This window comes from Methyloversatilis sp. MC4-4 (assembly GCF_049843555.1).
GTDB lineage: Bacteria > Pseudomonadota > Gammaproteobacteria > Burkholderiales > Rhodocyclaceae > Methyloversatilis > Methyloversatilis discipulorum_B.
In genome coordinates, this window is the sequence record NZ_JBBHZK010000002.1 from 783,933 (window position 1) to 809,660 (window position 25,728).

The 25,728-nt window shown below is 67.1% G+C and carries 25 protein-coding genes; 15 read left to right on the forward strand and 10 right to left on the reverse strand.

The window, feature by feature from the left end:
* Positions 1-58 precede the first annotated feature (58 nt).
* On the forward strand, positions 59-964 hold the full coding sequence (locus WDZ97_RS10500; protein ID WP_425762708.1) for a tRNA nucleotidyltransferase: 906 nt from the start codon (positions 59-61) through the stop codon (positions 962-964).
* A gap of 141 nt (positions 965-1,105) precedes the next feature.
* Here the strand turns inward: WDZ97_RS10500 and argJ are convergent, their stop codons facing one another.
* Entirely contained in the window at positions 1,106-2,347 is a 1,242-nt protein-coding gene (argJ, locus tag WDZ97_RS10505) for a bifunctional glutamate N-acetyltransferase/amino-acid acetyltransferase ArgJ (protein WP_425762709.1), read from the reverse strand.
* A gap of 316 nt (positions 2,348-2,663) precedes the next feature.
* On the opposite strand from argJ, the gene WDZ97_RS10510 reads away from it, so the two are divergent.
* Genes WDZ97_RS10510 through WDZ97_RS10525 form a run of 4 tightly spaced genes read left to right on the forward strand, consistent with a single transcriptional unit; the run spans position 2,664 to position 8,008 of the window.
* Entirely contained in the window at positions 2,664-4,007 is a 1,344-nt protein-coding gene (locus tag WDZ97_RS10510) for an esterase-like activity of phytase family protein (RefSeq protein ID WP_425762710.1), read from the forward strand.
* Positions 4,008-4,065: 58 nt separating this feature from the next.
* Complete coding sequence (locus tag WDZ97_RS10515; protein WP_425762711.1) at positions 4,066-5,241, forward strand: esterase-like activity of phytase family protein; 1,176 nt, start codon at positions 4,066-4,068, stop codon at positions 5,239-5,241.
* Positions 5,242-5,267: 26 nt separating this feature from the next.
* Positions 5,268-7,163 (forward strand): bifunctional metallophosphatase/5'-nucleotidase, encoded by a 1,896-nt coding sequence (locus tag WDZ97_RS10520; RefSeq protein ID WP_425762712.1) that lies wholly within the window; start codon positions 5,268-5,270, stop codon positions 7,161-7,163.
* A gap of 29 nt (positions 7,164-7,192) precedes the next feature.
* Positions 7,193-8,008, forward strand: a complete 816-nt coding sequence (locus tag WDZ97_RS10525; protein WP_425762713.1) for a PEP-CTERM sorting domain-containing protein — start codon at positions 7,193-7,195, stop codon at positions 8,006-8,008.
* A 23-nt stretch (positions 8,009-8,031) separates the two neighbouring features.
* On the opposite strand, the gene WDZ97_RS10530 is transcribed toward WDZ97_RS10525, so the two are convergent.
* The 4 genes from WDZ97_RS10530 to hemN form a co-directional block, all read right to left on the reverse strand.
* Positions 8,032-9,486, reverse strand: a complete 1,455-nt coding sequence (locus tag WDZ97_RS10530; protein WP_425762714.1) for an HDOD domain-containing protein — start codon at positions 9,484-9,486, stop codon at positions 8,032-8,034.
* Between the two features lie 120 nt (positions 9,487-9,606).
* A complete protein-coding gene (locus tag WDZ97_RS10535) occupies positions 9,607-10,032 on the reverse strand; it encodes a universal stress protein (protein WP_020163680.1) in 426 nt (141 codons plus the stop codon).
* 31 nt (positions 10,033-10,063) lie between these two features.
* Entirely contained in the window at positions 10,064-10,789 is a 726-nt protein-coding gene (locus tag WDZ97_RS10540) for a sulfite exporter TauE/SafE family protein (RefSeq protein WP_425762715.1), read from the reverse strand.
* Positions 10,790-10,834: 45 nt separating this feature from the next.
* Positions 10,835-12,220, reverse strand: a complete 1,386-nt coding sequence (hemN, locus tag WDZ97_RS10545) for an oxygen-independent coproporphyrinogen III oxidase (protein WP_304004140.1) — start codon at positions 12,218-12,220, stop codon at positions 10,835-10,837.
* 70 nt (positions 12,221-12,290) lie between these two features.
* Here hemN and fnr point away from each other — a divergent pair, with 70 nt between their 5' ends.
* Positions 12,291-13,025, forward strand: coding sequence for a fumarate/nitrate reduction transcriptional regulator Fnr (gene fnr, locus WDZ97_RS10550; RefSeq protein ID WP_425762716.1), 735 nt, complete (start codon positions 12,291-12,293; stop codon positions 13,023-13,025).
* A 201-nt stretch (positions 13,026-13,226) separates the two neighbouring features.
* Here fnr and miaA read toward each other — a convergent pair whose 3' ends face one another.
* Together miaA and mutL are read right to left on the reverse strand one after the other, a co-directional pair.
* Complete coding sequence (miaA, locus tag WDZ97_RS10555) at positions 13,227-14,162, reverse strand: tRNA (adenosine(37)-N6)-dimethylallyltransferase MiaA (RefSeq protein WP_425762717.1); 936 nt, start codon at positions 14,160-14,162, stop codon at positions 13,227-13,229.
* Positions 14,159-15,910 (reverse strand): DNA mismatch repair endonuclease MutL, encoded by a 1,752-nt coding sequence (gene mutL, locus WDZ97_RS10560; protein WP_425763013.1) that lies wholly within the window; start codon positions 15,908-15,910, stop codon positions 14,159-14,161. The genes miaA and mutL overlap by 4 nt, the downstream gene beginning before the upstream one ends.
* 89 nt (positions 15,911-15,999) lie before the next feature.
* Here mutL and WDZ97_RS10565 point away from each other — a divergent pair, with 89 nt between their 5' ends.
* On the forward strand, positions 16,000-16,656 hold the full coding sequence (locus tag WDZ97_RS10565; RefSeq protein WP_425762718.1) for a DedA family protein: 657 nt from the start codon (positions 16,000-16,002) through the stop codon (positions 16,654-16,656).
* Here the strand turns inward: WDZ97_RS10565 and WDZ97_RS10570 are convergent.
* Positions 16,577-17,104 (reverse strand): hypothetical protein, encoded by a 528-nt coding sequence (locus WDZ97_RS10570; protein ID WP_425762719.1) that lies wholly within the window; start codon positions 17,102-17,104, stop codon positions 16,577-16,579. The genes WDZ97_RS10565 and WDZ97_RS10570 overlap by 80 nt on opposite strands.
* Before the next feature lie 211 nt (positions 17,105-17,315).
* On the opposite strand from WDZ97_RS10570, the gene WDZ97_RS10575 reads away from it, so the two are divergent.
* The 8 genes from WDZ97_RS10575 to WDZ97_RS10610 all read left to right on the forward strand — a co-directional run bounded on the left by WDZ97_RS10575 (position 17,316) and on the right by WDZ97_RS10610 (position 24,872).
* Complete coding sequence (locus WDZ97_RS10575) at positions 17,316-17,933, forward strand: hypothetical protein (RefSeq protein ID WP_425762720.1); 618 nt, start codon at positions 17,316-17,318, stop codon at positions 17,931-17,933.
* Positions 17,934-17,999: 66 nt separating this feature from the next.
* Positions 18,000-18,641, forward strand: a complete 642-nt coding sequence (gene purN, locus WDZ97_RS10580) for a phosphoribosylglycinamide formyltransferase (RefSeq protein ID WP_304004129.1) — start codon at positions 18,000-18,002, stop codon at positions 18,639-18,641.
* Positions 18,634-19,812: a DUF3108 domain-containing protein gene (locus WDZ97_RS10585; RefSeq protein ID WP_425762721.1), complete on the forward strand. Its 1,179-nt coding sequence runs from the start codon at positions 18,634-18,636 to the stop codon at positions 19,810-19,812. The genes purN and WDZ97_RS10585 overlap by 8 nt, the downstream gene beginning before the upstream one ends.
* Positions 19,809-21,101, forward strand: coding sequence for an RsmB/NOP family class I SAM-dependent RNA methyltransferase (locus WDZ97_RS10590; protein WP_425762722.1), 1,293 nt, complete (start codon positions 19,809-19,811; stop codon positions 21,099-21,101). The genes WDZ97_RS10585 and WDZ97_RS10590 overlap by 4 nt, the downstream gene beginning before the upstream one ends.
* On the forward strand, positions 21,091-21,681 hold the full coding sequence (locus tag WDZ97_RS10595; RefSeq protein ID WP_020163668.1) for a phospholipase D family protein: 591 nt from the start codon (positions 21,091-21,093) through the stop codon (positions 21,679-21,681). The genes WDZ97_RS10590 and WDZ97_RS10595 overlap by 11 nt, the downstream gene beginning before the upstream one ends.
* Positions 21,678-22,979 (forward strand): mechanosensitive ion channel family protein, encoded by a 1,302-nt coding sequence (locus tag WDZ97_RS10600; RefSeq protein WP_425762723.1) that lies wholly within the window; start codon positions 21,678-21,680, stop codon positions 22,977-22,979. Before WDZ97_RS10595 ends, WDZ97_RS10600 begins: the two co-directional genes overlap by 4 nt.
* A gap of 75 nt (positions 22,980-23,054) precedes the next feature.
* The gene (locus tag WDZ97_RS10605) at positions 23,055-24,230 is read left to right on the forward strand and encodes a DesA family fatty acid desaturase (protein WP_020163666.1); all 1,176 of its coding nucleotides are present in this window, start codon (positions 23,055-23,057) and stop codon (positions 24,228-24,230) included.
* Between the two features lie 189 nt (positions 24,231-24,419).
* Entirely contained in the window at positions 24,420-24,872 is a 453-nt protein-coding gene (locus WDZ97_RS10610; RefSeq protein ID WP_019919357.1) for a universal stress protein, read from the forward strand.
* A 58-nt stretch (positions 24,873-24,930) separates the two neighbouring features.
* Here the strand turns inward: WDZ97_RS10610 and WDZ97_RS10615 are convergent, their stop codons facing one another.
* Positions 24,931-25,236, reverse strand: coding sequence for a hypothetical protein (locus tag WDZ97_RS10615; RefSeq protein ID WP_304004121.1), 306 nt, complete (start codon positions 25,234-25,236; stop codon positions 24,931-24,933).
* Positions 25,229-25,726 (reverse strand): FixH family protein, encoded by a 498-nt coding sequence (locus WDZ97_RS10620; protein ID WP_425762724.1) that lies wholly within the window; start codon positions 25,724-25,726, stop codon positions 25,229-25,231. Before WDZ97_RS10620 ends, WDZ97_RS10615 begins: the two co-directional genes overlap by 8 nt.
* Between the last annotated feature and the right edge of the window lie 2 nt (positions 25,727-25,728).

The following is a 25,728-nucleotide window of genomic DNA, read 5'->3' on the forward strand; positions in this document are numbered from 1 at the left end:
TGCACTGCGCCGCGACGGCGCCAGAATGCGCACCGGATACCCCACGAAGACGACATTCATGAGTGCGAACCTCACCCCCGGACCGTTCGGCAAGTCCTTCACCGACCTGCTCGCCAGCCCCGCCCTCACCGTGCTGCGCATGGCGGCCCTGGCTGCGAGCCAGGATGACGGGCTCGACGAAGACACGCTGGACCTGATGTACGAACAGGTGGCTGCCGGCGTACTGACCGATCTCGCGCCCGAGGTCGCCTGGCGCGAACTGGCGCGCGGCCTGTCGGCGCGGGCGCCGTCGCGCATGCTGCGTGCGCTGCGCGAGTGCGATGCACTGGCCGTGCTGCTGCCCGAGGTCGACGCGCTGTTCGGCGTGCCGCAGATAGCGGACGACCCGGATCAGGTCGATATCGGCGAACACCTGCTGCGCACCGTCGATGAGGCAGCGCGCCGCGACGCGCCGTTCGCGGTGCGTTACGCGTCGCTGTTGTTCAACGTCGGCAAGTCGGATTCGCCGCGCGAACACCTGCCGGTGCATTACCGGCACATCGAGCGCGGGGTGCCGCGCATCGAGGCAATCAGCGCGCGTTTCGGCGTGCCGGACGACTGCCTTGATCTGGCCTTGCTGGCCAACGCCGAATGCGAGCGCGTGCATCGCGCAGCGGAAATGCGCGCCGGTTCGATCACGGTGATGCTGGAACGGGTGGATGCCTTCGGGCATCCCGAGCGCTTCGACCGCCTGATGACGCTGTGCACCTGCGACTTCCGCGCCTACCCGGGACGCGCCTCGCGCCCCTACCCCAAGGCAGCGATGCTGCGCACCGCGCTGTCCGCCTGCCGCAACGTCGATGAAGCGGCGATTACCGCGGCCCACGGTGTTCAGCGAAGCCAGGCAGCCGATGCACTGCTCGAAGCACGTGCGCAGGCGGTGGCTGCAGCGCTGCGGTCTAAGCGTTGGGGGGATGCGGACTGACGGGCGCGTGTTCTGCGTACGCGGCCGATTTCCGGGCTGCGCTCCGGAAATGACTTCGACCCTCACCCCCGGTCCTTCTCCCGCGGATGCGAGAGAAGGACGGCGCGCAGCGCCGGGTGGGGGCTCAGCGCGTCGATGCGCTCAGCTGCGGTAGTCCGCGTTGATCTTCACGTAGTCGTAGCTGAAGTCGCAGGTCCAGCAGGTGGCGCGGGCGTCGCCACGGCCCAGCGCGACGCGGATCGTGATCTCGGCCGGCGCCATCGCGGCCGCGCCCTGCTCTTCCTTGTAGTCCGGGTTGCGGCCGCCGTCCTTCGACACCAGGAAGTCACCGATCCACAGGCTCACTTTCGACGTGTCGAGATCGGCCAGCGACGGGTGCGTCTGCGCGGCATTGCCGACCGCGGCCAGGATGCGGCCGAGGTTGGGGTCGGACGCGAAGAAGGCGGTCTTGACCAGCGGCGAGTGGGCGATCGCGTAGCCGACCGCCTTGCACTCGGGCACGTCAGTGCCGCCTTCGATCTCGATGGTGATGAACTTGGTCGCGCCCTCGCCGTCGCGCACGATGGCCTGTGCCAGTTCGGCCGCCAGCGAAGTGACTGCGTCGGCCAGGGCGCGGCCGTCGGCGCTGTCGAGCGAAGTGATTTCGGCGTTGCCGGCGGTGCCGGAGGCGATGAGCATGAAGGAGTCGTTGGTCGAGGTGTCGCCATCGACGGTGACGCAGTTGAACGAGCGGTCGGCGGCGTGCTTCACCATGTCTTCCAGCGCGGCCTGCGACACCGCCGCGTCGGTGGCGATGAAGCCGAGCATGGTGGCCATGTTCGGCTTGATCATGCCGGCGCCCTTGCTGATGCCGGTGACGGTGATCTTGCGGCCGTCGAGCGTGAGCGTGCGCGATCCGGCCTTGGCGATGGTGTCGGTGGTCATGATGGCGTGCGCCGCCTCGTACCAGTTGGCCTCGTCGAGATCGTCCATGCAGGCCGGGATGCCGCGCTCGATGCGGTCCACCGGCAGCGGCTCCATGATCACGCCGGTCGAGAAGGGCAGCACCTGTTCCGGCGCCAGTTCGAGCGCGCGGGCGACCGCCACGCAGGTGGCGTGGGCGGCGACCAGACCCGGTTCGCCGGTGCCGGCATTGGCGATGCCGGTGTTGATGACCAGCGCGCGGATGTCGCTGCGCGACAGGTGGTCGCGGCACACCTGCACCGGTGCAGCACAGAAGCGGTTCACCGTGAACACACCGGCCACGCGCGCGCCCGGCAGCAGCGAAATCAGGCACAGGTCGCGCCGGTTGGCCTTGCGGATGCCGGCCTGGGCGATGCCCAGACGGACGCCGGCGACCGGCAGGATGGTTTCGGCGGGGGGCGTCTGGTAGTTCACGGGCATGGCAGGCTCGGTTCGCGGGAGGTAAAGCGCGGAGTTTACATGCAGGCCGCAGCCGTTGCCGGGCCGTGCACGGGGTCCGCGGCGTAACAGGAAGAAACGCATTCCGTCACACGGTCGTCATCTGCCGCGTGCGCGGGCGGCCGCGGCAAGGCCGCGCAGGCACCCCCACCTCGACACGCACGCCCCGGCCGGGCGCGGATTTGCAGGCGGCATGGGCCGAACGGCTCACCTGCCCTTCATGGCATTGAAAAGACCTCTCCCTATGGTCGGCGCGTTCCCGGCACTCCGCCGGCATGAAACCTGTGGGAGACACGACATGAACGCACGCACGCAACTCACCCTGGTGCTGGCCGTGGCGGCCGCCTTTGCCGCCACCTCGGCCAACGCCGCGCAGAACACGCTGTCCGGCTGGGCCGTGATGCCGGCCAACACCTTCGCCGACGGCCCGACCTCGGGTCAGTTTGCCGGCGCAGGTGCCGGCGGCAATCCGCTGCCGCTGGTCGACATGCAGCCGGTGCAGGGCTTCTCGGGCGTGCTGGCCGGCGCCAACGGCAGCTTCCGCGTCATCACCGACAACGGCTTCGGCGCGCAGGGCAATTCGGCCGACACGCTGCTGCGCAGCTACGCGGTGAATGTCGATTTCCGCACCGCGCTGGGCGGCAGCGGCACCGTGTCCGCCGCCAACTGGAATACCGGCGCCTCGCTGCCCGCCTTCAACGCCGCGAGCCGGATCACGCTGAGCGACCCGAAGAACCTGCTGAGCATCAAGGTCCAGGCCGACTACACGCACTACTACAACAACGCCGCCAACCCGCTGGTCGATCCGTCGATCAAGTCCGGCCGCCTGCTCACCGGCGCCGACCTCGACGTCGAATCGGTGCGCCAGGACAAGAACGGCAATCTGTGGTTCGGCGATGAATTCGGTCCCTACCTGGTGAAAACCGACGCTACCGGCGTGGTCCAGCGCCGCGAAATCGCGCTGCCCGGCGTGTTCGCGCCGCAGCACGAGGCGGTGCTGAACGGTTCGGTCACGAGCAACCTCGGCGGCTCGGGCGGCTTCGAGGGCATGGCCATCAACGCCAGCGGCGACAAGCTCTACACGCTGCTCGAAAAGACCGTGGCCGGCGATCCGGCGAAGAGCCTGCGCATCAACGAATTCAGCATCGACAGCGAAAGCTATACCGGCCTTGACTACCTGTACCAGCTCGAAGCCGAAGGCACCGCGATCGGCGACATGACGGCCATCGACGACCACCGCTTCCTGGTGATCGAGCGCAACGGCGGCACCGCCACCAGCGGCACGCCGTTCAAGAAGATCTTCATCGCCGACACCACCGGTGTCGCCGACGGCGGCTTCGTCACCAAGACCGAACTGGTCGACCTGATGAACATCGCCGACCCGGACGATCTGAACGGCGACGGCCTCACCACCTTCACCTTCCCCTACGTGACCATCGAGGACGTGCTCATCCTCGACGCCAACACGCTGCTGGTGATCAACGACAACAACTACCCGGGCACCGGCGGCCGCGACTTCGGTTCCGACCACACCGAGTTCCTGAAGATCAGCCTGGCCAACCCGGTGCCGGAGCCGGAAACCTACGCGCTGATGCTGGCCGGCCTGGGCCTGATCGGCCTGGCCGCAAAGCGCCGCCGCTGATCCTTCGCACCGGCCCCGCCGCGTCGGGGCCGGTTTGTCACGCCTGCAGGAATCCATCATGAAGAAACTGCTTCTGGCCACCGCCGTGGCCCTCTCGTTCGGCGCCGCACAGGCGGCCGACTTCTCGCTGCGCGTGATCGGTGCGACCTCGCTGCCCACCGGCACGCAGTTCCAGGGTGTCGAGTTCGGTGGCATCTCCGGCATCGATCGCGCCGCCGACGGCAGCTACTGGGCGATCGCCGACGACCGTGGCGGCGAGCGCGGCACGCCGCGCTTCTACAACCTGTCGCTGGACTACGACGCCGCCGGCTTCAACGGCGTCACCATCAACAGCCAGACCTACATGCAGCGCCCGGACGGCACGACCTTCCCGTCGAACGCCCGCACGGTGGACCCGGAAGGCATCCGCGTCGCACCGAACGGCAATCTGTACTGGTCGTCGGAAGGCAACTGGAACGCGAACGCCGCCAGCCGCTACCAGCCCTTCGTCCGTGAAATGACGACGTCAGGCGTGTTCGTGCGCGAATTCGCCACGCCGGCCATGTACAACTACGTCGACAACGCCACCACCGGCGGGCGCAACAACAAGCTGTTCGAAGCGCTCACGGTGACGCCGGACGGCACGATCTACACCGCCAACGAAGACGCGCTGGTGCAGGACGGCCCGATCACGTCCATCAGCAACGGCAGCGTGGTGCGCCTGACCGCGCTCGACCCGGTGAGCGGCGCGGCCGGTGCGCAATATGCCTACGAACTGCCGCCGATTCCGGCCGACGCGGTGCCGGGCGCGCCCTTCGGCCCGGACAACGGCCTGCCCGAACTGCTGGCGATTTCCGACACGCAGTTCATCGCGATCGAGCGCGCCTTCGCCTTTGGCGTCGGCAACACCATCCGGCTGACGCTGGCGGAAATCACCGCCGACACCACCGACGTGAGCAACTTCGCCAGCCTGGCCGGCGCCGACTACACGCCGATGCGCCGCACGCTGCTGCTGGAAATGCCGATCACCTACGAAGGCATCACGCTGGACAACATCGAAGGCGTGAGCTGGGGCAAGACGCTGGCCAACGGCAACCGCACGCTGGTGCTGGTCGCCGACAACAACTTCAGCGCGACACAGAGCACGCAGTTCATCGCACTTGAAATCGCGCCGGTACCTGAACCGGAACAGTACGCGCTGCTGCTGGCCGGCCTTGGTCTGCTGTCGCTGGCCCGTCGCCACGCGCGGCGCTGACCCCTCACCTCCTGGAGAACATCACCATGCGCATCAAATTCCTCGCACTGGCCATCGCCGGCGCACTGAGTCAGGCGGCATTCGCCTGCGTCCCGGGCAGCTACAGCGGCAATGTGGTCTTCGGCAGCACCGACAGCGGCGTGCCGGACCGTGTGCTGGACGCGAGCTGCACCACCGTCGACAGCCAGATCCGCGACGAGGACCCGTGGGGCAATCAGGCCGCCTTCATCGCCCACGTATCGTCGGTGACGCTGGCGCAGCAGAAGGCCGGCAAGATCATTGCGGTCGAACGCGCACGCCTGCTGATCGCCGCACGCAATTCGCAGATCGGCAGCACGCTGAAGGTGAAGCTGATCGCCTTCAACGACTTCCACGGCTACATCAAGCCCTTCGAAGGTTCGAGCAGCAACCCGGGTGTCACCCGCTTCTCGACCCGCATCAAGGAACTGAAGGCGCAGAACCCGCTGCACGCCGTGGTGTCGGCCGGCGACATGATCGGTGCCAGCCCGCTGACCTCGGCGCTGTTCAAGGACGAGCCGACGATCGAGGCGATGAACCGCATCGGCATCGACTTCAATGCCGTCGGCAACCACGAGTTCGACGAAGGCAAGGACGAACTGCTGCGCATGCAGCACGGCGGCAACCACCCGACCGACGCCTACTCCGGTCTGGGCATGAACGAGGATCTGAAGGGCGGCGAATTCGCTGGCGCGAAGTTCCGCTTCCTCGCCGCCAACGTACATGACACCGCCACCGGCAGCACCGTGTTCCCCGGCTACGGCGTCAAGGACTTCCTCGGCAACAAGGTGGCCTTCATCGGCATGACGCTGGAAGGCACGCCGAGCATCGTGTCGCCGTCCGGCGTGGCCGGCCTGCAGTTCAACGACGAGGCCGACACCGTCAATGCGCTGATCCCGAAACTGAAGGCGCAGGGCATCGAGTCCATCGTCGTGCTGATCCACGAAGGCGGCTTTGCGTCCGGCGGCATCAATGGCTGCACCGGCGCGTCCGGCCCCATCGTCGGCATCGTCAACCGGCTCGACCCCGAGGTCGATCTGGTGGTGTCCGGCCACACCCATGCCGCATACAACTGCCTGATCAACAACGCTGCCGGCCAGCCGGTGCGCGTGACGTCGGCCGGTCAGTACGCGCGCAACCTGAGCGACATCGACCTCACGATCGATACCCGCACGCGTGACGTGATCGCGGTGGCCGCGAACAACCTGGTCACCGGCACCACGACCGAGGAAGACGCGGCGCTGACCGATCTGGTGGCGCACTACGACGCGCTGTCCGCCGTGCCCAAGGCACGCGTCATCGGCACGATCACGGCGGCGATCAGCCGCTCGCAGAACGCGGCCGGCGAATCGGCACTGGGCGACGTGATCGCCGACGCCCAGCTCGACGCGACCGACGATGCCGGCACCGGCGAGGCCGTGGTGACCTTCATGAATCCGGGCGGCATCCGTGCCGACCTGCCGTTCAATGCACCGGACGGCAAGGTGACCTACGGCGACGCCTTCACCGTGCAGCCCTTCGGCAATTCGCTGGTCACCATGACGCTGACCGGCGCCCAGATCCGCACGCTGCTGGAAACGCAGTTCAACGGCTGCAACGGCCAGACCGCGACCCGCATCCTGCAGGTGTCGCGCGGCTTCCACTACGCCTACACCGCCGGCAACGCCTGCAACGCGCGCGTCACGTCGATGACCCTGGATGGCGTGGCGGTGGATCCGTCGGCCAGCTACCGGGTGACGGTGAACAGCTTCCTCGCCGACGGCGGCGACGGCTTCGCCGTTCTGAAGGAAGGCGCGCAGCGCCTCGGCGGTGCGGTCGATACCGACGCCTTCGAAGCCTATCTGCAGGCCAACCCGACCGGCGTCGCGCCGGGCCCGCAGAACCGCATCACCAAGAATGACTGACGCCCGCCCCTGATTCCGGAGAACAGAAAATGAACCTGATCAAGACCACGCTGGCGCTCGCGCTGGCCGCCACCGGCCTGTCCGCACAGGCTGCCCACTTCCAGATCGTCGGCCCCAGCCTCGTCGGTGGCTATACCTATGCCGAAGCCACCACCAGCGTGTTCGGCACGGTGTCGGCCGACGCCCTGGTCGATGACCTGTCATCAGATCAAGCGCTGCTCGGCTTCGGCATGTACAGCGACTCGGCGACCGACGGCAGCTCGACCATCCGCTACGACTGGGTACGCGAAGTCACGCTGGACGCGCAGACCGACGCCTCAGCCGTCGGCTTCACGCTCGGCGGCACCTCGGTGCTCGGATTCGACGGCGTACAGGGCCTGCAGGGACTGGTTGAATCGTCGCGCGTGACGCTGGACACGACGCTGAAGATCGCGTCGGACGGCGAAGCCGCCGGCAGCGCCCTCCGCATGCTGATCAGCGGCACCGCCGAATCGCTGTTCTCGGCCAGCCTGTCCGTGATCCAGCCCGACACGTCCTTCAGCCTGATCGCGTCCTGGGGCGGTCAGTCGGTGAGCTACACCGGCAATGGCTCGATGGAAGCGTTCGATCTGAGCCTCGACACCGTGGTCGGCGCCGAGGTCACGCTGTCGCTGAGCTACATCACCCGCCCGGGCTGGGTGGGCGCGGCCATCGACATCCCCGCCGGCACCGTCCAGGGCTTCGAAGAAAGCGGCTTGATGGCCGGCACGCTGATGCTGGCGCCGGTACCCGAACCGGAAACGTACGCACTGCTGCTGGCCGGTCTGGGCCTGATCGGCGCAGCCGCCCGCCGCCGTCGCGGCTGAGCCGCGCGCGCCGCGTCCGCGCTTCAGCCGCGGCGCGGTGCGGCCGCGGCGTCGAGCGCCAGACCGGCCAGTTGCGCCAGATGCAGCAGCGCGTCCTGGGTGCCGGCCGGAAACGGCGGCCGTGACGGTGCGCGATCGATGTAGAGCACGCCGACCACCTGGTTCTGCGCGTGCAGCGGCACCAGTATCTGGTGCCGCTCGCCCAGCGCAGCACGCAGGCGGGCCACCGAGGGCAGCCCGGGTGCGGGCACGTGGTCGGCATCGATATCGATCACGCGGCCGTGATCGACCAGTTCGGTCAGCGCGTCGCGCGGCGCACCGGCGAGCAGGAAAGTGAAATGGCGCATCAGCTGCTGCGCGCCGTGACCTTCGGTCGCGCGCGCAGCCAGTTGTGCGCGGTTGGGCGCGACCAGCGCGAGCACTGCGCGATCGGCACCCAGCGCGCGCCCTGCGCCTTCGAGCGCCAGATCGAGCACTGCGGTGCTGGCCGAACGGGCCGCCATCAGTGCGGTCATGCGGCGCGCGACATCCAGTTGCAGCAGCGGATCCGCCTCTGCGCCGTCGCCACCCTCCGCCGGCGCAGCATCGGATGTCGGTGTCGGCTGCGGAATGCGCGCTGCCGCGTCCTCGCAACCGTAGAAGCCGGCGATGCGTGCCGCCTCGCGCGCGTGCGCGGCGACCACCGGTGCGACGGTGGTGATGTCCTGCCGCAACACCCTGGCGTAATCGCGCATCGCCCCGCGTGCGCGTTCGCTGTCCCAGCCGCCCTCGGCCGCCACGGCAAGCCGGTAGCCGGCGACCACCAGCGCCTCGCGGCTGTCCAGCCGCACGCCGTCGGCACAGGCGTTCACAACCAGACCGGGCAGCGCCCATTCGCGCGCCAGCTGCTGTGTCAGCGTGCGCAGGCGAAAGCCCAGCACCTCCATCTCGACCTGTTCCGGCTGCGCCTTGCTCTGGCGCAGTGCCTTGTCCAGTTTCTGCCCGACCTCGCCGGAGAAGCACCAGAACGCCATCTCGCCGATGTGCGACAGCAGCGTCGCGATGAACACTTCCTCGGGCGACGCGTCGCCGCGCGCCGACGCGGCGTGCCGCGCATGTACCGCGGCGTGGAAACAGCGCGCCATCTCCGCCGCCACGCGCTCGCGCACGCCGCCAGCCAGAAAGGCGTCGATCAGCGCGACCGACACCGCGATATTGCGCACCGTGTCGAAGCCGAGCACGACGATGGCGCGCGAAATCGTGCTGACGCGCTGGCTTTCGCCACGGAAGAAAACGGAATTGGCCATCCGCAGCACGCGTGCGGTCATGCCGGCGTCGCGCAGGATGATGGTACCGAGCGCGGAAGTCGGACTCGCCTCGTCGCCCGCGACCTCGCCGATGGCGGCGAGCGTGGCGCTGAAGATGGGCATGTCCTGGCTGCGCAGGCGGTCCACCCAGGCTTCGAGCGGGTCGGATGCGGTGGCGGTGGGTGCGCTCATGGATGGGTGCGGGACACAAAAATTGACATCATGTCCCGCTAACGGCGCGCCACCGCGAATTCTTGAGGCAGCGTGCGAGCGGCCGGCGCACCTGAGCGGGCGCCACCGGCCGTACCGGGCTTACTTGACCAGCAGCACCGGGCGGTTGGAGTGGTGCAGCACGCCGCTGGCCACCGAGCCGAGGGCAAAGCTGGCGAGCGCGCCGTGACCACGACGGCCCATCACGATCATTTCGCAGTCGTGCTGTTCGGCGTAGCGGGCGATGGTTTCGGCCGGCGGGCCGACGTGCAGATGCAGCACCGGCTCGATCTTCGCGTTGCGCAGGGTTTCCAGCGCCGAGCGCACGGCGTCCTGCCCTTCTTCGCGGTAGTAGTCGTTCAGCGCTTCACGGCTGACGTGGTGCTGCAGCAGGCCACCCGGTACCGGAGCGTGCACGAACAGCAGGTGGATTTCGGGCTGAGTGGTCAGCATGGCGGCAAGACGCAGCACTTCGGCCGTGGCGCGCACGCCATGATCGGAACCGTCTACGGCAAGGAGGATACGCATGGTGTTCTCGACACTTGTTATAGGAAGGTGTCTAAGTATGGCAGATGAGGCCGTTCCACAGCCCGTCGCCGAGCGTGGATGCCCGCGCCAGACCGACGATGCCGAAGCCGAGCACCAGCAGCCCGGCCACCCGCCGCAGTGCCGGATGACGCGTCGCCGCACGCAGCCGCGTCAGCAGCATGCCGGCCAGCAGCAGGTTGGGCAGCGTGCCCAGACCGAAGGCCAGCATGATCAGTGCCCCGCTGCCGGGCGAACCGGACAGCAGCGCCAGTCCGAGCATGCTGTAGACGAGACCGCAGGGCAGGAAACCCCAGAACAGACCGACGCCGAGCGCCTGCGCCGGCGTGCGCGCCGGCAGGAAGCGCCGGGCCAGCGGCTGGATGCGCGCCCACAGCGGACGCCCCAGAGCCTCGACCGGCGCCAGCAGGCGCGTGTAGCCCGCCAGATAGAAACCGAGCGCGATCATCATCAGGTTGGCGAGCACGTAGAGCGTCATCTGCACCGGCGCGGCATTGCCGGCCAGCAGACTGACGCCGCCGACACCACCGGCCACCGCACCGGCCAGCGAATAGCTGGCGATGCGCCCGCCGCTGTAGGCCGCGTGCATCGCCAGCGCGGGCAGCTGGGCGCGCCAGCCGCGACGCACCGGCTGTGGCACGCCGGCCGAGATCGCCGACACGATGCCGCCGCACATGCCGGCGCAGTGCACGCCGCCGAGCAGGCCGACGACGAAAACAGCTGCCAATCCGAGGTTCATTGAAGGTCCGTTGGAAAACGGGCGCCGGTCGGTCAGACCGCCGGCTCACACCACCTTAGAGTAGCGCACCGTTTCGCTGTCGAGACGCAGATAGCGGTCGAACACCATGCAGACCGCGCGCACCAGCAGGCGCCCACGCGGCGTGATGGCGATCCAGTCCGGCTCGATGGTCAGCAGACCGGCCGCTTCGAGCTCCGCCAGCTCGTCCAGCTCCGCCGAAAAGTACTTCTTGAAATCGATGGCGTACGCGCTTTCTATCGCTTCGATCGACAACTCGAAGTGGCACATCAGCGCACCGATCACGGCGCTGCGTACGCTGTCGTCGGCGGTCATGTTCAGACCGCGCATGACCGGCAGTTCGCCGTCGTCGATGGCCTGGGTCCAGCTCTCTATCGTCCGGTGGTTCTGCGCGAAGCTCGCACCGACGCGGGAGATGGCGGACACGCCCAGACCAAGCAGGTCGCAGCCGGCGTGCGTCGAATAGCCCTGGAAGTTGCGCTGCAGGCGGCCGTGCCGCTGCGCCTGCGCCAGTTCGTCGTCCGGGCGGGCGAAATGGTCCATGCCCACATGCACATAGCCCGCCTCGTGCAGCCGGTCGATCGCCAGGCGCAGCAATTGCGGCCGCACTTCCGGGCCGGGCAGCATGGCTTCGTCGATCCGCCGCTGCGGCATGAACTGCTTGGGCAGGTGGGCGTAGTGGTAGATCGCCACGCGGTCCGGCGCCAGCCGGATCAGCGTCGCCAGCGTCGCGTCGAAGCTGTCCAAGGTCTGGCCCGGCAGGCCGTAGATCAGGTCCACGCCGGTCGATACGAAGCCGTTCTCGCGCGCCGCCTTCAGCACGATTTCGGTTTCTTCGACGCTCTGGATGCGGTTGACCGCGCGCTGCACGACCGGATCGAAATCCTGCACGCCGACGCTGATGCGGTTGAAACCGAGCGAACCGAGGTGTGCAATGCGGGCCGCAGTGACGCCGCGCGGATCGAGCTCGATCGAGCACTGGGCGCTGTCGGACACGCGGAAGTGCGTGCGCAGGCCCTCGATCAGCCGCGTCATCTGTGCGTCGTTCAGGAAGGTGGGCGTACCGCCGCCGAGATGCAACTGGGCGATCTCGCGGCTACCCTTGACCAGCGACGCCTTCATCGCCATTTCGCGCAGCAGCGTGTCGAGATAGGCGTCGGCACGCGCGTGATCCTTGGTGATGATCTTGTTGCAGGCGCAGTAGTAGCAAATCGTGTCGCAGAACGGGATATGGACGTAGATCGACAGCGGACCAGCGCTCGCCGTGCGCGCCGCAAGACGTGCGGCATGAGCCCGCGCATCGTGCGAGAAATTGAAGCGATCGGCGGTGGGGTATGAGGTGTAGCGCGGCCCCGGTACGTCGAAACGACGCATCAGCTGCGGGTCGAACACCAGTTCCTTTGCGACATTCATGATTTATTGGCACACTTTGCGGTATGTTCATCATGCAAGCGCGGCCATCACCGTGCATTGATCGCAATCAATGAACAGCGTATCGATACCGATCACCCCGCAGGGACTCCAGGTCGCCTGCTCTGCCTGCAACCTGCGCGAACTGTGCATGCCGGTCGGCCTGTCCGACGACGAGCTGGAACGCGTCGACACGCTGATCGGTGCCCGCCGCAAGGTGCCGCGCGGCATGCCGCTCTACCTGTCGGGCGAATCCTTCCAGTCGCTGTACGCCATCCGCACCGGTTTCTTCAAGACCGAAGTCATCTCGGAGGATGGTCGCGAACAGGTGACCGGCTTCCAGATGGCGGGCGAACTGATGGGGCTGGACGGCATCGGCTCCGGCCAGCACAACTGTGACGCGCGTGCGCTGGAGGACAGCGAGGTGTGCGTCATCCCGTTCAATCGTCTGTCAGAACTGTCGCGCGAGATCGACACGCTGCAGCACCACTTCCACAAGGTGATGAGCCGCGAAATCGTGCGCGACCAGGCGGTGATGATGCTGCTCGGCACCATGCGTGCCGAAGAGCGTCTGGCCGCCTTCCTGGTGAACCTGTCGCAACGCTTCGCTTCGCGTGGCTATTCGGCGACCGAGTTCAACCTGCGCATGACGCGCGAGGAAATCGGCTCCTATCTTGGTCTGAAGCTGGAAACGGTCAGCCGCGGCCTGTCGCGGCTGCAGGACGAAGGTCTGCTGTCGGTCAGCAACAAGAACATCCGCATCCACAAGCTGGATGACCTGAAGCGGGCGATGAGTCCGCGCTGCTGAGTAGGCCGGCGGCACGCCTAGGCAGTATCGCGACCAGAGGTCGCTCCCACACAAAGCGCGCTCGACCTGTCGCCGAGCCTAGTGATTCCTGTGGGAGCGAGCTTGCTCGCGACAGCGGCCTGAATCGAAGCACGCATCCCGCACAAGCCGCATCGCGACCAGAGGTCGCTCCACACAAAACACTCCGACCTGACGCAGCGCCTACGGCGTCCGGACGCTCCGCGCAAACGCGTCCATCACCGCATCCGCCGCATCGTCGCGCAGGCAGTCGATGCGCTGGTCGATCTGCATCGAGCGCAGCCAGGTGATCTGCCGCTTCGCCAGCTGGCGCGTCGCGTAGATGCCGGTGTCGCGCATGGTCGATGCATCGACTTCGCCTTCCAGGTAGTTCCACACCTGGCGGTAGCCGACGCAGCGCATCGATGGCATGCCGGCGTCCAGCCGGTACTTCGTGCGCAGGCTGCGCAGTTCGTCGACCAGGCCCTGTTCCAGCATCTGGTCGAAGCGCTGTTCGATGCGCCGGTGCAGCCAGGCGCGATCCGATGGTTCGAGCGACAGCACGGTCATCGGCGGCAGCGGCGCGTCGTCCTCACGCTTCGCATAGCTCTCGGCCAGCGGCCGGCCGGTCAGCATGACGATTTCGAGTGCGCGCTGGATGCGCTGCGCGTCGGTCGGCTTGAGACGAGCGGCGGCATCGGGATCGAGCCGGGCAAGTTCGGCGTGCAGTGCCGGCCAGCCCTGCTCCGCCGCGCGCGCATCGATGTCGGCGCGCAAGCTCGCGTCGGCTTCCGGCAGATCGGACAGCCCCTCGCGCAAGGCCTTGATGTAGAGCATGGTGCCGCCGGCCAGCAGCGGAATGCGGCCGCGCGCGCGAATGTCGGCGATCAGGCGGCGGGCGTCAGCGGCGAAGCGCGCCGCCGAGTAGGCCTCTTCCGGCGACACGATGTCGATCAGGTGGTGCGGGCACAGCGCCTGTTCCTCGGCGGAGGGCTTGGCGGTGCCGATATCCATGTCGCGGAACACCAGCGCCGAATCGACGCTGATCAGTTCGATCGGCAGCACGCGCGCGATGCGGGCGACTGCCGCCGTCTTGCCGCTGGCGGTCGGGCCGAGCAGCACCAGTACCGGCGCACTCATCGGCCGCGCATGAACAGGCGGTCCAGTTCCGCCATGCTGAGCTGGACCCAGGTCGGCCGCCCGTGGTTGCACTGGTCGGCGCGTTCGCAGGCTTCCATGTCGCGCAGCAGCGCGTTCATTTCCGGCAGCGAAAGCAGCCGGTTGGCACGTACCGCGCCGTGGCAGGCCATGGTGGCGAGCAGTTCGTTGCGCCGGCGCTCCACCACCTGGCTGGCCGGCGCCTCGCGCAGTTCCTCCAGCAGTGCACGCAGCAGCGCACCGGTGTCGGCACGCGCCAGCAGCGCCGGCACCGCGCGCACCATCAGTTCGTTCGGGCCGGCCTGACCGATGTCGAAACCCAGCCGCTCCAGCACGTCGGCGTACTCGAAGGCGGTCGCCACCTCGCGCGTGCTCATCGACAGCACGGCCGGAATCAGCAGCCGCTGCACCGCCGGCGCACCCTCGAGCACCTTCTTCAGCTGCTCGTACAGGATGCGTTCGTGCGCGGCGTGCATGTCCACCAGCACCAGGCCGGCGCTGTTCTGCGCCAGCACGTATACGCCCTGCAACTGGGCGAGCGCAAAGCCGAGCGGCGGCGCGTCGTTCTGCTGCGCCGGCAGATCGGGGCGCAGCACCGGGGCCGCCGACGCGGCGACCGGCGCGTCCTGGCGGACGAAGTCGAAGTAGCGCGCCAGCGGCTGTTCGACATTCATGCCCTGCTGCAGGGAGGGCCATTGCGGGCGCTCCGGCAACGGCTCGAACGGCGACGACGGCGCGACGGCTGCGGCCACCTGTGTCGACGGCGCCAGCGCGCGTTCGACCGCGTGGAAGACGAACTGATGAACGCCACGCGAATCGCGGAAGCGCACTTCGGTCTTGGCCGGGTGCACGTTCACGTCGACTGCGCGCGGATCGAGTTCGATGAACACGACGTAGGCCGGGTGCCGTGCGCCATGCAGCACGTCGGCGTAGGCCTCGCGCAGCGCGTGCGCGAGCAGGCGGTCGCGCACGAAGCGGCCATTGACGAAGCAATACTGTGCGTCGCGCCCGGAGCGCGAGAAAGCCGGCTGGGCCGCGTAGCCGCTGACGCGGATCTGGCCGGCGTCGGCCTCGACCGGGCGCGCGTGCTGCATGAATTCATCGCCGAGCAGCGCACGTACGCGGGTCGCCATGTCGCCCGCCGGCAGGCGCTGCATCAGTCGGCCGTTGTGCATCAGCTGGAAGGCGACCTGCGGCACAGACAGCGCGATGCGGCCGAACACGTCGTCGCAATGGCCGTACTCGGTCTGTTCGGTGCGCAGGAATTTCCGCCGCGCCGGCGTGTTGTAGTAGAGGTCGGCAACATCGACCACGGTGCCGGCGTCGAGCGCGGCCGGCTCCGGCGCACCGCCGTTGTCGATGCGCCAGGCGTGCGCGCTGCCCGCCTCGCGGCTGGTGATGGTCACGCGCGCAACGCTGGCGATCGACGCCAGCGCTTCGCCGCGAAAGCCCATCGTGGCCACTGCTTCAAGGTCATCGAGCGAGGCGATCTTCGACGTCGCGTGGCGCGCCAGCGCCAGCGGCAGGTCTTCCGGCGGCATGCCGCAGCCGTCGTCAGCGACCCGAAGCCGCTTGACGCCGCCGGCTTCGAGCTGCACGCGGATATCGCGACTGCCGGCGTCCAGGCTGTTTTCCAGCAGTTCCTTCAGCACCGACGCCGGCCGTTCGACCACCTCGCCGGCGGCAATCTGGCTGATCAGCAGGTCGGGCAACAGGTGAATCGAGGGCATGGCGGTGCGCAGAAGGTGTTCGGTGCGCGATTTTACGGGCCGCAACATGCATCCGCTATCATCGCCGCTCGATTTCGGCCGGCCTTGCCATGGAACTGCTCACCACCTTCGTCGACCTGATGCTGCATCTGGACACCCACCTCGCGGCACTGGTGGTCCAGTACGGCGCCTGGGTCTACGCCATCCTGTTCGCCATCGTGTTCTGCGAAACCGGCCTGGTGGTGACGCCCTTCCTGCCCGGCGACTCGCTGCTTTTTGTGGCCGGCGCACTGGCCGCGGCTGGCGGCATGCAGATCGGCCTGCTCATCGTGCTGCTGGTGATTGCGGCGGTACTGGGCGATGCGGTGAACTACGCGGTCGGTGCCTGGTTCGGACCCAAGGTGTTCCGCTGGGAAAGTTCGCGCTTCTTCAACCGTTCGGCCTTCGACCGCACGCACGCTTTCTACGAGCGGCACGGTGGAAAGACGGTCATAATTGCGCGCTTCATGCCACTGATCCGCACCTTCGCGCCCTTCGTGGCCGGCGTGGCGCGGATGCGCTATGCGCGCTTCGCGATGTTCAACGTGAGCGGCGCGCTGCTGTGGGTGGTGTCGCTGACGCTGGCCGGTTACTGGTTCGGCAACCTGCCCTGGGTGAAGCAGAACCTGACCTTGGTCATCCTCGCCATCATCGCGATATCACTTGCGCCAGTGGCAGTGGCCTGGGTGAAGTCGAAAATGTCCGGCGCGTCGAATCCGGCAGCCTGATGCGCGGCCAGCAGGCCTCGAGCGCGATGCAGTAGCGCTCGGCACCGGCCACGATGACGACGACACCTGCACGCTGCACGTCGGCCAGCAGGTGTTCGGCCCGCACGCTGGCCATGCGCTGGTCGCTACGGCCGAAAACCGTGTCGGCGCCGTCGCCGAGGTGCAGATAGAGCAGCGCCGAATGTTCGCGCGCCTGCTGCAGCGACGGGCGCCACTGTTCCGACGTGATCGGCTCGTCGTTGGCCGCCTCCAGTTCGACCCGCAGCAGAGGCTGGTCACGCAGCCTCGCCAGCGCCATCGCCAGTGCGTCGCACTGCACGTCCTGCCCGCCGCAGATCAGGACACCGCCGTGCTCGGCGCGCGCCAGCGTGCGCAGCAGCCGGCCGAAACGGCGGCTGCCTGCCTTCACACCGGGTGCGCGCACCCTTTCCAGCGGTTCCATCTTCATGGCGGTTTCGGCTCTTTCGGGGCCCTGCGCGGGCGGCTTTCCGCAACTGCGGCGATCCGCCACGAATGGCCCGGGTTGTCGTACGCTGTCGGTCATGAACGCTATGACAGCCTGCAAGCCGATTGTGCGCGCCCTGTGTTGCGCCGCGATAGCCAACTTGGTCACGGGCTGTTCGGGCGCGGGTCAGAAACCCGCGCCAGTGGCCGATTCCATGCATCCTAAACAGATTGTTAAAAGTGACATCGACCGGGTGCTGGAAGCGCATCACAGGGAAATATTCGCCAGCCTGGAGCGTCTGGCCGACAAGTTGTACAAGCGCAATCCGCGCGAGTGGCGACGCGCCGGACTGGACAGCCGCGAAGCGGCGATGGCCCGGCTGTTCGCCTCGCAGCACGACTGGCGACTGCCGGAGTTCGACAACCGTCGCGGCATCGACGTGATGCGACTGGCCTTCGCGCCGGATTTCGCTGGCGACCGGGTGGCCGCGCTCATCATCGGCATGGGTGGCATGATCCAGACCGCCTGGGCCGACCGCAGCGAACTGTTCATCATGGACGAGCTCGATCCGCAGGCGCTGTCGAACTGCGCGCGCAATATCGAAATCACCGCCTGGAAGCTGGCGCAGTCGCGCGACGAACTTGGCGCCCCACTCCTCCTGTCGAACGAGATCGGCGTCGACGGCATGCGCAATCTCAGTTTCGAGCGGGAGATGGGCAAGATGATCGGCTGGCTGGACATGAGCGCGCAGATCGTCGCCGACAAGAATCGCCGTGTCGTCACCCGCATCCTGCAGTCGCTGGCGACCGCCGTCTTCCTTCCGGTCAGGTAGTGCAGACAGCGGCTGGGCGATAATCCGGCCTTCACACCCGACCTTCGCCCCCGTCACCGAAACCGAATGAAATCCGTCGTCATCCTGATCTCCGGGCGCGGCAGCAATATGCGCTCCATCGTCGAAGCGGGCCTGGCCGCCAACGTGCGTGCGGTCATCAGCAATCGCCCGGACGCTGGTGGCCTTGCCTACGCACGTGAGCACGGCATCGCCACCGCGGTGGTCGACCATACGCAACACCCGGATCGCACCGCCTTCGACCGCGCACTGGCGCAGGAAATCGACCGCCACGCGCCCGACCTCGTGGTGCTGGCCGGCTTCATGCGCATCCTGACGCCCGGCTTCGTCGAGCACTACGCCGGCCGCATGATCAATATCCACCCCTCGCTGCTGCCGGCCTTCACCGGCCTGCATACGCACCGCCGCGCGATCGAAGCGGGTTGCCGCATCGCCGGCGTGACCGTGCATTTCGTGACCGGCGAACTGGACGGTGGCCCGATCATCGCCCAGACCGCCGTGCCGGTGCTCGCGGGCGACGACGAGGCGACGCTGGCCGCACGCGTGCTGGCGCAGGAACATCTGCTCTATCCACGGGTGGTGCGCTGGTTCCTCGAGGACAGGCTGACACTGCAGCACGGTCGCGCCGTGCTGCGCGACGAAGCGACGCCGGCCGCCGGCGCGCTGACAGCTCCGGGTGCGGATGACTGAGCCGCTGACCCGCTCGCGCCTGGCCCTCGCGCTGCTCGTTTCGCTGCTGCTGCACCTGTTGCTGGCAAGCGGGCTGAGCAGCTTCGATCACCGCGCCGGACCGGACGAATCGCTGCTCATCCGCGCCGCCCTGGTGCCGGCACCGCTGCCCCCACCACCACCTGTGCCGGCGCCCTCACCCGAGCCCGCGCCGCCGCCTCCGCCGAAGCCCGCGCCCAAGCCGCCCCGAGAGCCACGCGCGCCGGTGCCGGCGCCGCCCGAGACGCCGTCCGTCGGGCAGGCCGACGTCCCACCGCAGGTCGGCAACACCGAAGACGCGGAGTCCGACGGACCGCGAACGCCGGATGAACCCGAGCGCGATGAGAACGACGAGCCCGGGCGCGATACGGCCGTGGACGACACGCAGGAGGTGTCACCGCAACAGGCTCTGGTCGGCGAAGCCCGGCTGGAATTCGAGGTCTATCGCGGCGACAGCCTGCGCATCGGCGAAACCCGCTATCACTGGGTACATGACGGCACGCGCTACCGGATGGACACAGTGACCGAAACCACCGGACTGGCCGGCCTGCTCAAACCGCTGCGCATCGAACAGTACAGCGAGGGCGACGTCGGCAGCGACGGTCTGCAGCCGCGGCGCTTCGTACAGGATTCGAAACAGGCCAAACCGCCGGACGAACAGGTCGATTTCGACTGGACGGCCAGTCAGGTTATGCTGCGCAGCGGTTCGAAGACGACGACGCACGCGCTGACGCCGGGTTCGCAGGATATGGCGAGCCTGTGGCTGGAAATCATCTGGCGCGCGCAGCGGGGCGGCGAGTTCGACTTCAACGTCGCGACCGGCCGCCGCTATACGCCGCGCTGGTTCGTGCCGGACGACGCGCCGACCGGACTCGATACCGCGCTGGGGCGCCTGCTGGTCAAGCGCCTGCAGGTCAGGGCCCAGCCCGGCGACAACCAGATCGAGGTGTGGCTGGCGCCCGACCTGCGCTGGCTGCCGGTGCGCATCCGTTTCACCGACCGTAAGGGCGACGTGTACGACCAGCGCGTGCGCCGCATCGAGTACGAAAACCGCAGCATCGTCGCCGCGCCGGCCACCGCCGCACCGGGCACGACGCCACCGGCGTCCGACCAACGCCAGACCGATTCAGACATTCCCATATTCCTGCGATGAAACCGAACGAGAAACTGATAGATGCCACTGCCGACGTACTGACCCGGCTGCTGCGCTTCGAACACCCGGCCGACGGCGTGCTGTCGGCCTACTTCCGCGAGCAGCGCGCGCTGCAGTCGCGCGACCGTGCCTTCATCGCCGAACACGCCTATCTGGTGCTGCGCCGCCTGCGCTGGCTGCGCGCCATCGCCGGCGAACACGCCGGCGCGCGCAAGCTGCTGATCGCCGCCATGGCGCGCATCGAAGGCCTGGGCCTGAAGCAGCTCGCGCCGCTGGTGTCGCGCAATGAGGCGCAGTGGCTGGAAACGCTGGCACCGAGCAAGGCCGAAGAGCTGTCGCTGGGCGAGCGCACCGACCTGCCGGACTGGGTGATCGAGCGGCTGTCGGCGCAGATGGACGAAGCGGCGCTGCTGTCGCTGGCGCGCGCGCTGAACCAGCAGGCGCCGCTGGATCTGCGCATCAACCTGATGAAGACCGACCGCGAGGCGGTCATGGCGACGCTGGCCAACAACGGCATCGTCGCCGAGCCCGGCCGCTGGTCGCCGTGGGCGCTGCGCCTGAACGAGCGCCCGTCGCTGTCGAAGAACCCGCTGTACGAGAAGGGCATCATCGAGGTGCAGGACGAGGGCAGCCAGCTGCTGGCCCTGCTGCTGGCACCCAAGCGCGGCGAGATGGTGGTCGATTTCTGCGCCGGCGCCGGCGGCAAGACGCTGGCCATCGGCGCCATGATGCGGTCGACCGGCCGCCTGTACGCCTTCGACGTGTCGGAGAAACGGCTGCTCAAGATGCGTCCGCGCGTGGCGCGCTCCGGACTGTCCAACGTACACCCGGTACTCATAGACAGCGAATCCGACATCAAGGTGAAGCGGCTGGCCGGCAAGATCGATCGCGTGCTGGTCGACGCCCCCTGTTCCGGCCTCGGCACGCTGCGCCGCAACCCGGATCTGAAGTGGCGCCAGACGCCGCAGGCGGTCACCGAACTGATCGCCAAGCAGCGTGCCATCCTCGCCGGTGCGTCGCGCCTGGTGAAGCCGGGTGGCCGACTGGTCTACGCGACCTGCAGCCTGCTCGACGAGGAGAACCGCGGCGTGGTCGATGACTTCCTGTCGTCCCACCCCGATTTCGTCCGCGTGCCGGTGAACGAGCTGCTCGCCGCCGCCCGCATCGAACTCGACACCGGAATCGATCTCGAACTGCGTCCCGACGCGCACGGCACCGATGGCTTCTACGCGGCGGTGCTGGAGCGCCGCGGCGCCGAAGACAAGAAGGAGGACAAGAGTGAGGAGTGATCTGCGCGGCGCGCTGTTCGCCGCAACGATGCTGGCGGCGATGCCGCTCAGCGCCGGTCGCACGCTGCCGGCCGAAGGCAAGGTCGAGGTTGCGTTCGCCCCTTGGGACGACGTCGAACGGCTGGTGATGGACCAGATAGACGGCGCCCGCCAGGCGGTCTATGTGCAGGCCTACACGCTGACCAGCCGCAACATCGTCAAGACCTTGATCGCCGCCGCCGAGCGCGGGGTCAAGGTCGAGGTGGTGGCCGACCGCGACAAGGTACTGAAGGACGAGCGCAGCGCGCTGCCACGTGCCGCCGGCAACGGCGTGAAGGTATGGCTGGACGGCGACCACGCGGCCGCCCACAGCAAGGTGATGATAATCGACCCGGACGGCAAGGAACCGGTGGTGGTCACCGGCTCGTACAACTTCAGCTACTCGGCGAAGAGCGAGAACGCCGAGAACGTGATGGTGCTGAGCGGCCATCGCGCGCTGGCACAGACCTATCTGGAGAACTGGAAACGCCACCGCGCGAAATCGATGAGCTTCGCCGACGCGGTGGTGCAGACCCAGGCGAAGGACGCGGCAGCTCAATGACGGAAATTTCGTTCGACGCGCTGATGCACATGCTGTCGCTGAACAGCACGCGCATCGAGCTTGCCGTGGTGGCGGTCTGTCTGGCGCTGGCCGGCCTGATCACTCGCCTGCTCATCCGGCGCCAGCGCCGGCAGGCGGGCGTTGAAACGCTCGGCGCCACCGCACGCCTCGGGCTTGAAGGTCTGCAGCGCCTGCTGTTCCCGCTCGTGGGCATCGCCCTGCTGTCGATTGCCCGCCTCGTGGTCGAACTGCTGCAGCAACCGCCGGTGCTGATGCGCCTGGTCATCGCCATGCTGGTGGCGATGGGCGTCATCCGGCTGGTCGTCTACGGGCTGCGCCAGGTGTTTTCTCCGGCCGGCTGGCTCAGCACCTTCGAGCTGCTGATCGGCCTCACCATCTGGTCGGCCTGGGTGCTGCACGCGCTCGACATCCTGCCGGAAGTGATCGAATGGCTGGACAGCCAGCAGGTCGCGCTCGGCAAGCAGAAGCTGTCGCTGTGGGCACTGATGCAGGGTGGCGCCTGGGTGCTGGTGACGCTGATCGCCGCCGTCTGGCTGTCCGGTTCGGTCGAACGCAAGCTGATGCGCGCGCCGCTGGACAGCAATCTGCGCATCGTGCTGGCGCGCCTGTCGAAGGTGGCGCTGATGTTCCTGGCGCTGATGATCACGCTGCCGCTGGTCGGTATCGACCTGACCGCGCTGTCGGTGTTCGGCGGCGCGCTCGGCGTCGGCCTCGGTTTCGGCCTGCAGAAGATCATGGCCAATTACGTGTCGGGCTTCATCATCCTGCTCGACCGCTCGATCCGCATCGGCGACCTCATTTCGGTCGGCACTGATCGTGGACAGGTGCAGCAGATCACCACCCGCTATACGGTGCTGCGCAGCCCGTCGGGCGTTCAGTCCATCGTGCCGAACGAAACACTGGTCAGTTCGGTCGTACAGAATGAAGGCTTGTCGGATCGTGAGGTACGCGTGGCGATATCGGTCCAGGTCGGCTACGCGGACGACGTCGAGCGGGCGCTGGTCATCCTGGAAGAATGCGCCCGCGCGCACGAGCGCGTACTGTCCGAACCGGTGCCGCGCGCTTTCCTGCATTCCTTCGGTGATTCCGGCATCAATCTGGAACTGGGCGTATGGATCACCGACCCGGAGAACGGCACTTTGGCGATCCGTTCGGCGGTCCAGCTCGAAATCCTGCGCCGTTTCCGCGCCGAAGGGATTGAAATCCCCTTCCCCCAGCGCGAAATAAGAATACTGGGGGATGCCGGCAATGTTGCATTGTGTGACGCGAAGGCTTGACGCTGCGCAAATTGACCGCTAGCCACTCTCGCGTAGAATCCGCATCTTCAAATCGTGTATCAAGGGAAATCCTGAATGTTGAATGGTCTTATCGACCTGCCCTGGTGGGGCTATATCGTCGTTGCGCTGGTGTTCACTCACATCACCATCGCGTCGGTGACGATTTTTCTGCACCGCCACCAGGCACACCGTGCGCTTGAGCTGCACGCCATTCCGAGCCACTTCTTCCGCTTCTGGCTGTGGCTGACGACCGGCATGGTCACGAAGGAATGGGCAGCCATCCACCGCAAGCACCACGCCAAGTGCGAGACGCCCGAAGATCCGCACAGCCCGCAGGTCCTCGGCATCAAGAAGGTGCTGTTCGAAGGTGCCGAGCTGTACCGCGCCGAAGCGAAGAACAAGGAAACCATGAGCCGCTACGGTCATGGCACGCCGGATGACTGGCTGGAGCGCAATCTGTACACCGGCCGTTCGGCGCTGGGCATCAAGCTGATGCTCGTCATCAACGTGCTGCTGTTCGGCCCGCTCGGCTTGACGATCTGGGCCGTGCAGATGGCCTGGATCCCGATCTGGGCGGCCGGCGTCGTCAATGGCCTGGGCCACTACATCGGCTACCGCAACTACGACTGCAACGACGCGGCGACCAATCTGGTGCCCTGGGGCATCATCATCGGCGGCGAGGAACTGCATAACAACCACCACTCGTTCGCGACCTCGGCCAAGCTGTCGTCGAAGTGGTACGAGTTCGACATCGGCTGGATGTACATCCGCATCCTCGAAATCCTCGGTCTGGCCAAGGCCAAGAAGACCATTCCGCAGCCGCGCTTCGAGGCGCGCAACGTGGTCGATACGCAGACGCTGGAAGCCATCATCACGCATCGCTACGACGTGATGACCCGCTACATGAAGTCGCTGCGCTCGATCTACGCCGAGGAAGTCGAAAAGCTGCGCGCGTCGAACGCCGCGCTGGCCGACGGCGAACGCTACCAGCGCTTCAAGCGCTGGCTGAACCGCAGCGAAAACGCGCAGCCGACCAGCGACGACGCCGAAATGGCTTCGATGCTGTCGCACAGCAGCCGTCTGGAAACAGTGCACACGATGCGCCAGGAACTGACCGCGCTGTGGGCCCGCTCCACCGCATCGAGCGAGCAGCTGCTGAAGCAGTTGCAGGACTGGTGCGCGCGTGCCGAAGCCAGCGGCATCAAGCAACTGCAGGACTTCTCGATGCGTCTCAAGTCTTACGCGATCTGATACGCATTCGCTGCACCCATGAAGCCGGAAGTGCGTCGCACTTCCGGCTTTTTACTTGGATCAAACCAAATGGGCGGCTTACCCTCAAAATAGTGTTCGGTTAGCCGATAGAATTTGCAGGAGCCATGCAGTGGAGCACGGCCGGACACCGTGGCGGTGCCGGCCAATAACAACGAGAAGGAGTCAAGGATGTTTCGCCACGTACTCGTACCGATCGATGGTTCGGATCTTTCCAAGGCCGCAGTCAAGCACGCCGTCTGCTTCGCCAAGGACGTGAAGGGTCGCGTCACTTTCCTGTACGTGATGAAGGACTATCACGTATCGGCGCTGCACAGCGAGCAGGACGAGGAGAACATCGACCCGATTGCACCGAACGACTTCACCGACGCGATGCGCACCCACGCCGACCGCATCCTGCAGTCGGCACGCGCCGAAGCGGAAGCCGACGGTGTCCAGGTCGACAGCATTGCGGTAACCCATGACGAGCCGCACAAGGCCATCATTGAGGTGGCGCTGAAGCGCAACGCCGACGTGATCTTCATGGCGTCGCACAGCCGCCGCGGTCTGGCCAATCTGCTGCTGGGCAGCGTGACGCAGAAGGTGCTGTCGAATTCGAAGATTCCGGTGCTGGTCTATCGCTGAGCGACGCGACTGCGACCGGCGGAAAAGGACGGGGATGCCGGCGACGGCATCCCCGTTTTCATTTGCGGCCGACGCAGCGGTCGGCGCAGGCGGGCATCTTCTCGGCCATCCACGATGAAATAAGGCTCGACGCGCCGGCCACGCACCAGAAGCCGAAGAAGCCGATGGTGTAGGTCGCCAGCGGCGAAAAGTGCACCGGCTCTCCGAGCAGATACAGCTCCCGCGGGTTGATCAGGCTGAAGAAGACAGTCTCCGCGACCGCGGCGACCAGAAAGGATGGCCAGGACACCAGTGCGAACAGGCGCCCGAAACGTCCAGGCACGCGCCGCGTCTCGACCTCCTCGATATCGATTTCCCTAGCCACCGCTCGCCTCCACCGACAGGGACTGCTGCACGCGCCAGCTGCGCGCCTCGTCCTCGATCACCAGCTTCCAGTGGGTCGGCTGCAGGGCACGCACGACACCGCCGAAATGCCCGTCCCGCCCATCGAACAGCAGCTCGCGGTCGAGTTCGCTACGCGTCGGGTGGGCCAGCAGCACGCGCAGACGCGCCGGCATCGCCGTCGCATCCGTCATGCGCAGAACCAGCTCGAGGCGGGTGTCATCGACGCCGGCCGGCGTCGCCGACACGGTCAGTTCGACCCCGAGTTCGGTCGCCTTGCGCTCGCGTTCTATCGTGCGATTGATCGTCAGGCCCTGCTTGTAGTAATCGTCGGCGACCAGCGCGGTATTGCCGGTCGCCGCCAGCCAGGTGGTGATCACGCCGGCAATGATGACGGTGACCGGCCCGGCCGCAAGTATCCACGGCCAACGGTGGCGGTACCACGGCAACTGCATCGATGCGTCGTTGTTCATGC

Excerpts from the sequence above, each read along its gene's own strand:
- fnr (WP_425762716.1), top strand. The coding sequence starts at position 12,291 with ATGAACAGCGTATCGATACCGATCACCCCGCAGGGACTCCAGGTCGCC.
- WDZ97_RS10570 (WP_425762719.1), bottom strand. The coding sequence starts at position 17,104 with ATGAAGATGGAACCGCTGGAAAGGGTGCGCGCACCCGGTGTGAAGGCA.
- WDZ97_RS10540 (WP_425762715.1), bottom strand. The coding sequence starts at position 10,789 with ATGAACCTCGGATTGGCAGCTGTTTTCGTCGTCGGCCTGCTCGGCGGC.
- WDZ97_RS10535 (WP_020163680.1), bottom strand. The coding sequence starts at position 10,032 with ATGCGTATCCTCCTTGCCGTAGACGGTTCCGATCATGGCGTGCGCGCC.
- miaA (WP_425762717.1), bottom strand. The coding sequence starts at position 14,162 with ATGAGTGCGCCGGTACTGGTGCTGCTCGGCCCGACCGCCAGCGGCAAG.
- WDZ97_RS10530 (WP_425762714.1), bottom strand. The coding sequence starts at position 9,486 with ATGAGCGCACCCACCGCCACCGCATCCGACCCGCTCGAAGCCTGGGTG.
- WDZ97_RS10610 (WP_019919357.1), top strand. The coding sequence starts at position 24,420 with ATGTTTCGCCACGTACTCGTACCGATCGATGGTTCGGATCTTTCCAAG.
- WDZ97_RS10500 (WP_425762708.1), top strand. The coding sequence starts at position 59 with ATGAGTGCGAACCTCACCCCCGGACCGTTCGGCAAGTCCTTCACCGAC.
- WDZ97_RS10600 (WP_425762723.1), top strand. The coding sequence starts at position 21,678 with ATGACGGAAATTTCGTTCGACGCGCTGATGCACATGCTGTCGCTGAAC.
- WDZ97_RS10520 (WP_425762712.1), top strand. The coding sequence starts at position 5,268 with ATGCGCATCAAATTCCTCGCACTGGCCATCGCCGGCGCACTGAGTCAG.
- argJ (WP_425762709.1), bottom strand. The coding sequence starts at position 2,347 with ATGCCCGTGAACTACCAGACGCCCCCCGCCGAAACCATCCTGCCGGTC.
- purN (WP_304004129.1), top strand. The coding sequence starts at position 18,000 with ATGAAATCCGTCGTCATCCTGATCTCCGGGCGCGGCAGCAATATGCGC.
- hemN (WP_304004140.1), bottom strand. The coding sequence starts at position 12,220 with ATGAATGTCGCAAAGGAACTGGTGTTCGACCCGCAGCTGATGCGTCGT.
- WDZ97_RS10620 (WP_425762724.1), bottom strand. The coding sequence starts at position 25,726 with ATGAACAACGACGCATCGATGCAGTTGCCGTGGTACCGCCACCGTTGG.
- WDZ97_RS10565 (WP_425762718.1), top strand. The coding sequence starts at position 16,000 with ATGGAACTGCTCACCACCTTCGTCGACCTGATGCTGCATCTGGACACC.
- WDZ97_RS10525 (WP_425762713.1), top strand. The coding sequence starts at position 7,193 with ATGAACCTGATCAAGACCACGCTGGCGCTCGCGCTGGCCGCCACCGGC.
- WDZ97_RS10590 (WP_425762722.1), top strand. The coding sequence starts at position 19,809 with ATGAAACCGAACGAGAAACTGATAGATGCCACTGCCGACGTACTGACC.
- WDZ97_RS10585 (WP_425762721.1), top strand. The coding sequence starts at position 18,634 with ATGACTGAGCCGCTGACCCGCTCGCGCCTGGCCCTCGCGCTGCTCGTT.
- WDZ97_RS10515 (WP_425762711.1), top strand. The coding sequence starts at position 4,066 with ATGAAGAAACTGCTTCTGGCCACCGCCGTGGCCCTCTCGTTCGGCGCC.
- mutL (WP_425763013.1), bottom strand. The coding sequence starts at position 15,910 with ATGCCCTCGATTCACCTGTTGCCCGACCTGCTGATCAGCCAGATTGCC.
- WDZ97_RS10605 (WP_020163666.1), top strand. The coding sequence starts at position 23,055 with ATGTTGAATGGTCTTATCGACCTGCCCTGGTGGGGCTATATCGTCGTT.
- WDZ97_RS10510 (WP_425762710.1), top strand. The coding sequence starts at position 2,664 with ATGAACGCACGCACGCAACTCACCCTGGTGCTGGCCGTGGCGGCCGCC.
- WDZ97_RS10575 (WP_425762720.1), top strand. The coding sequence starts at position 17,316 with ATGCATCCTAAACAGATTGTTAAAAGTGACATCGACCGGGTGCTGGAA.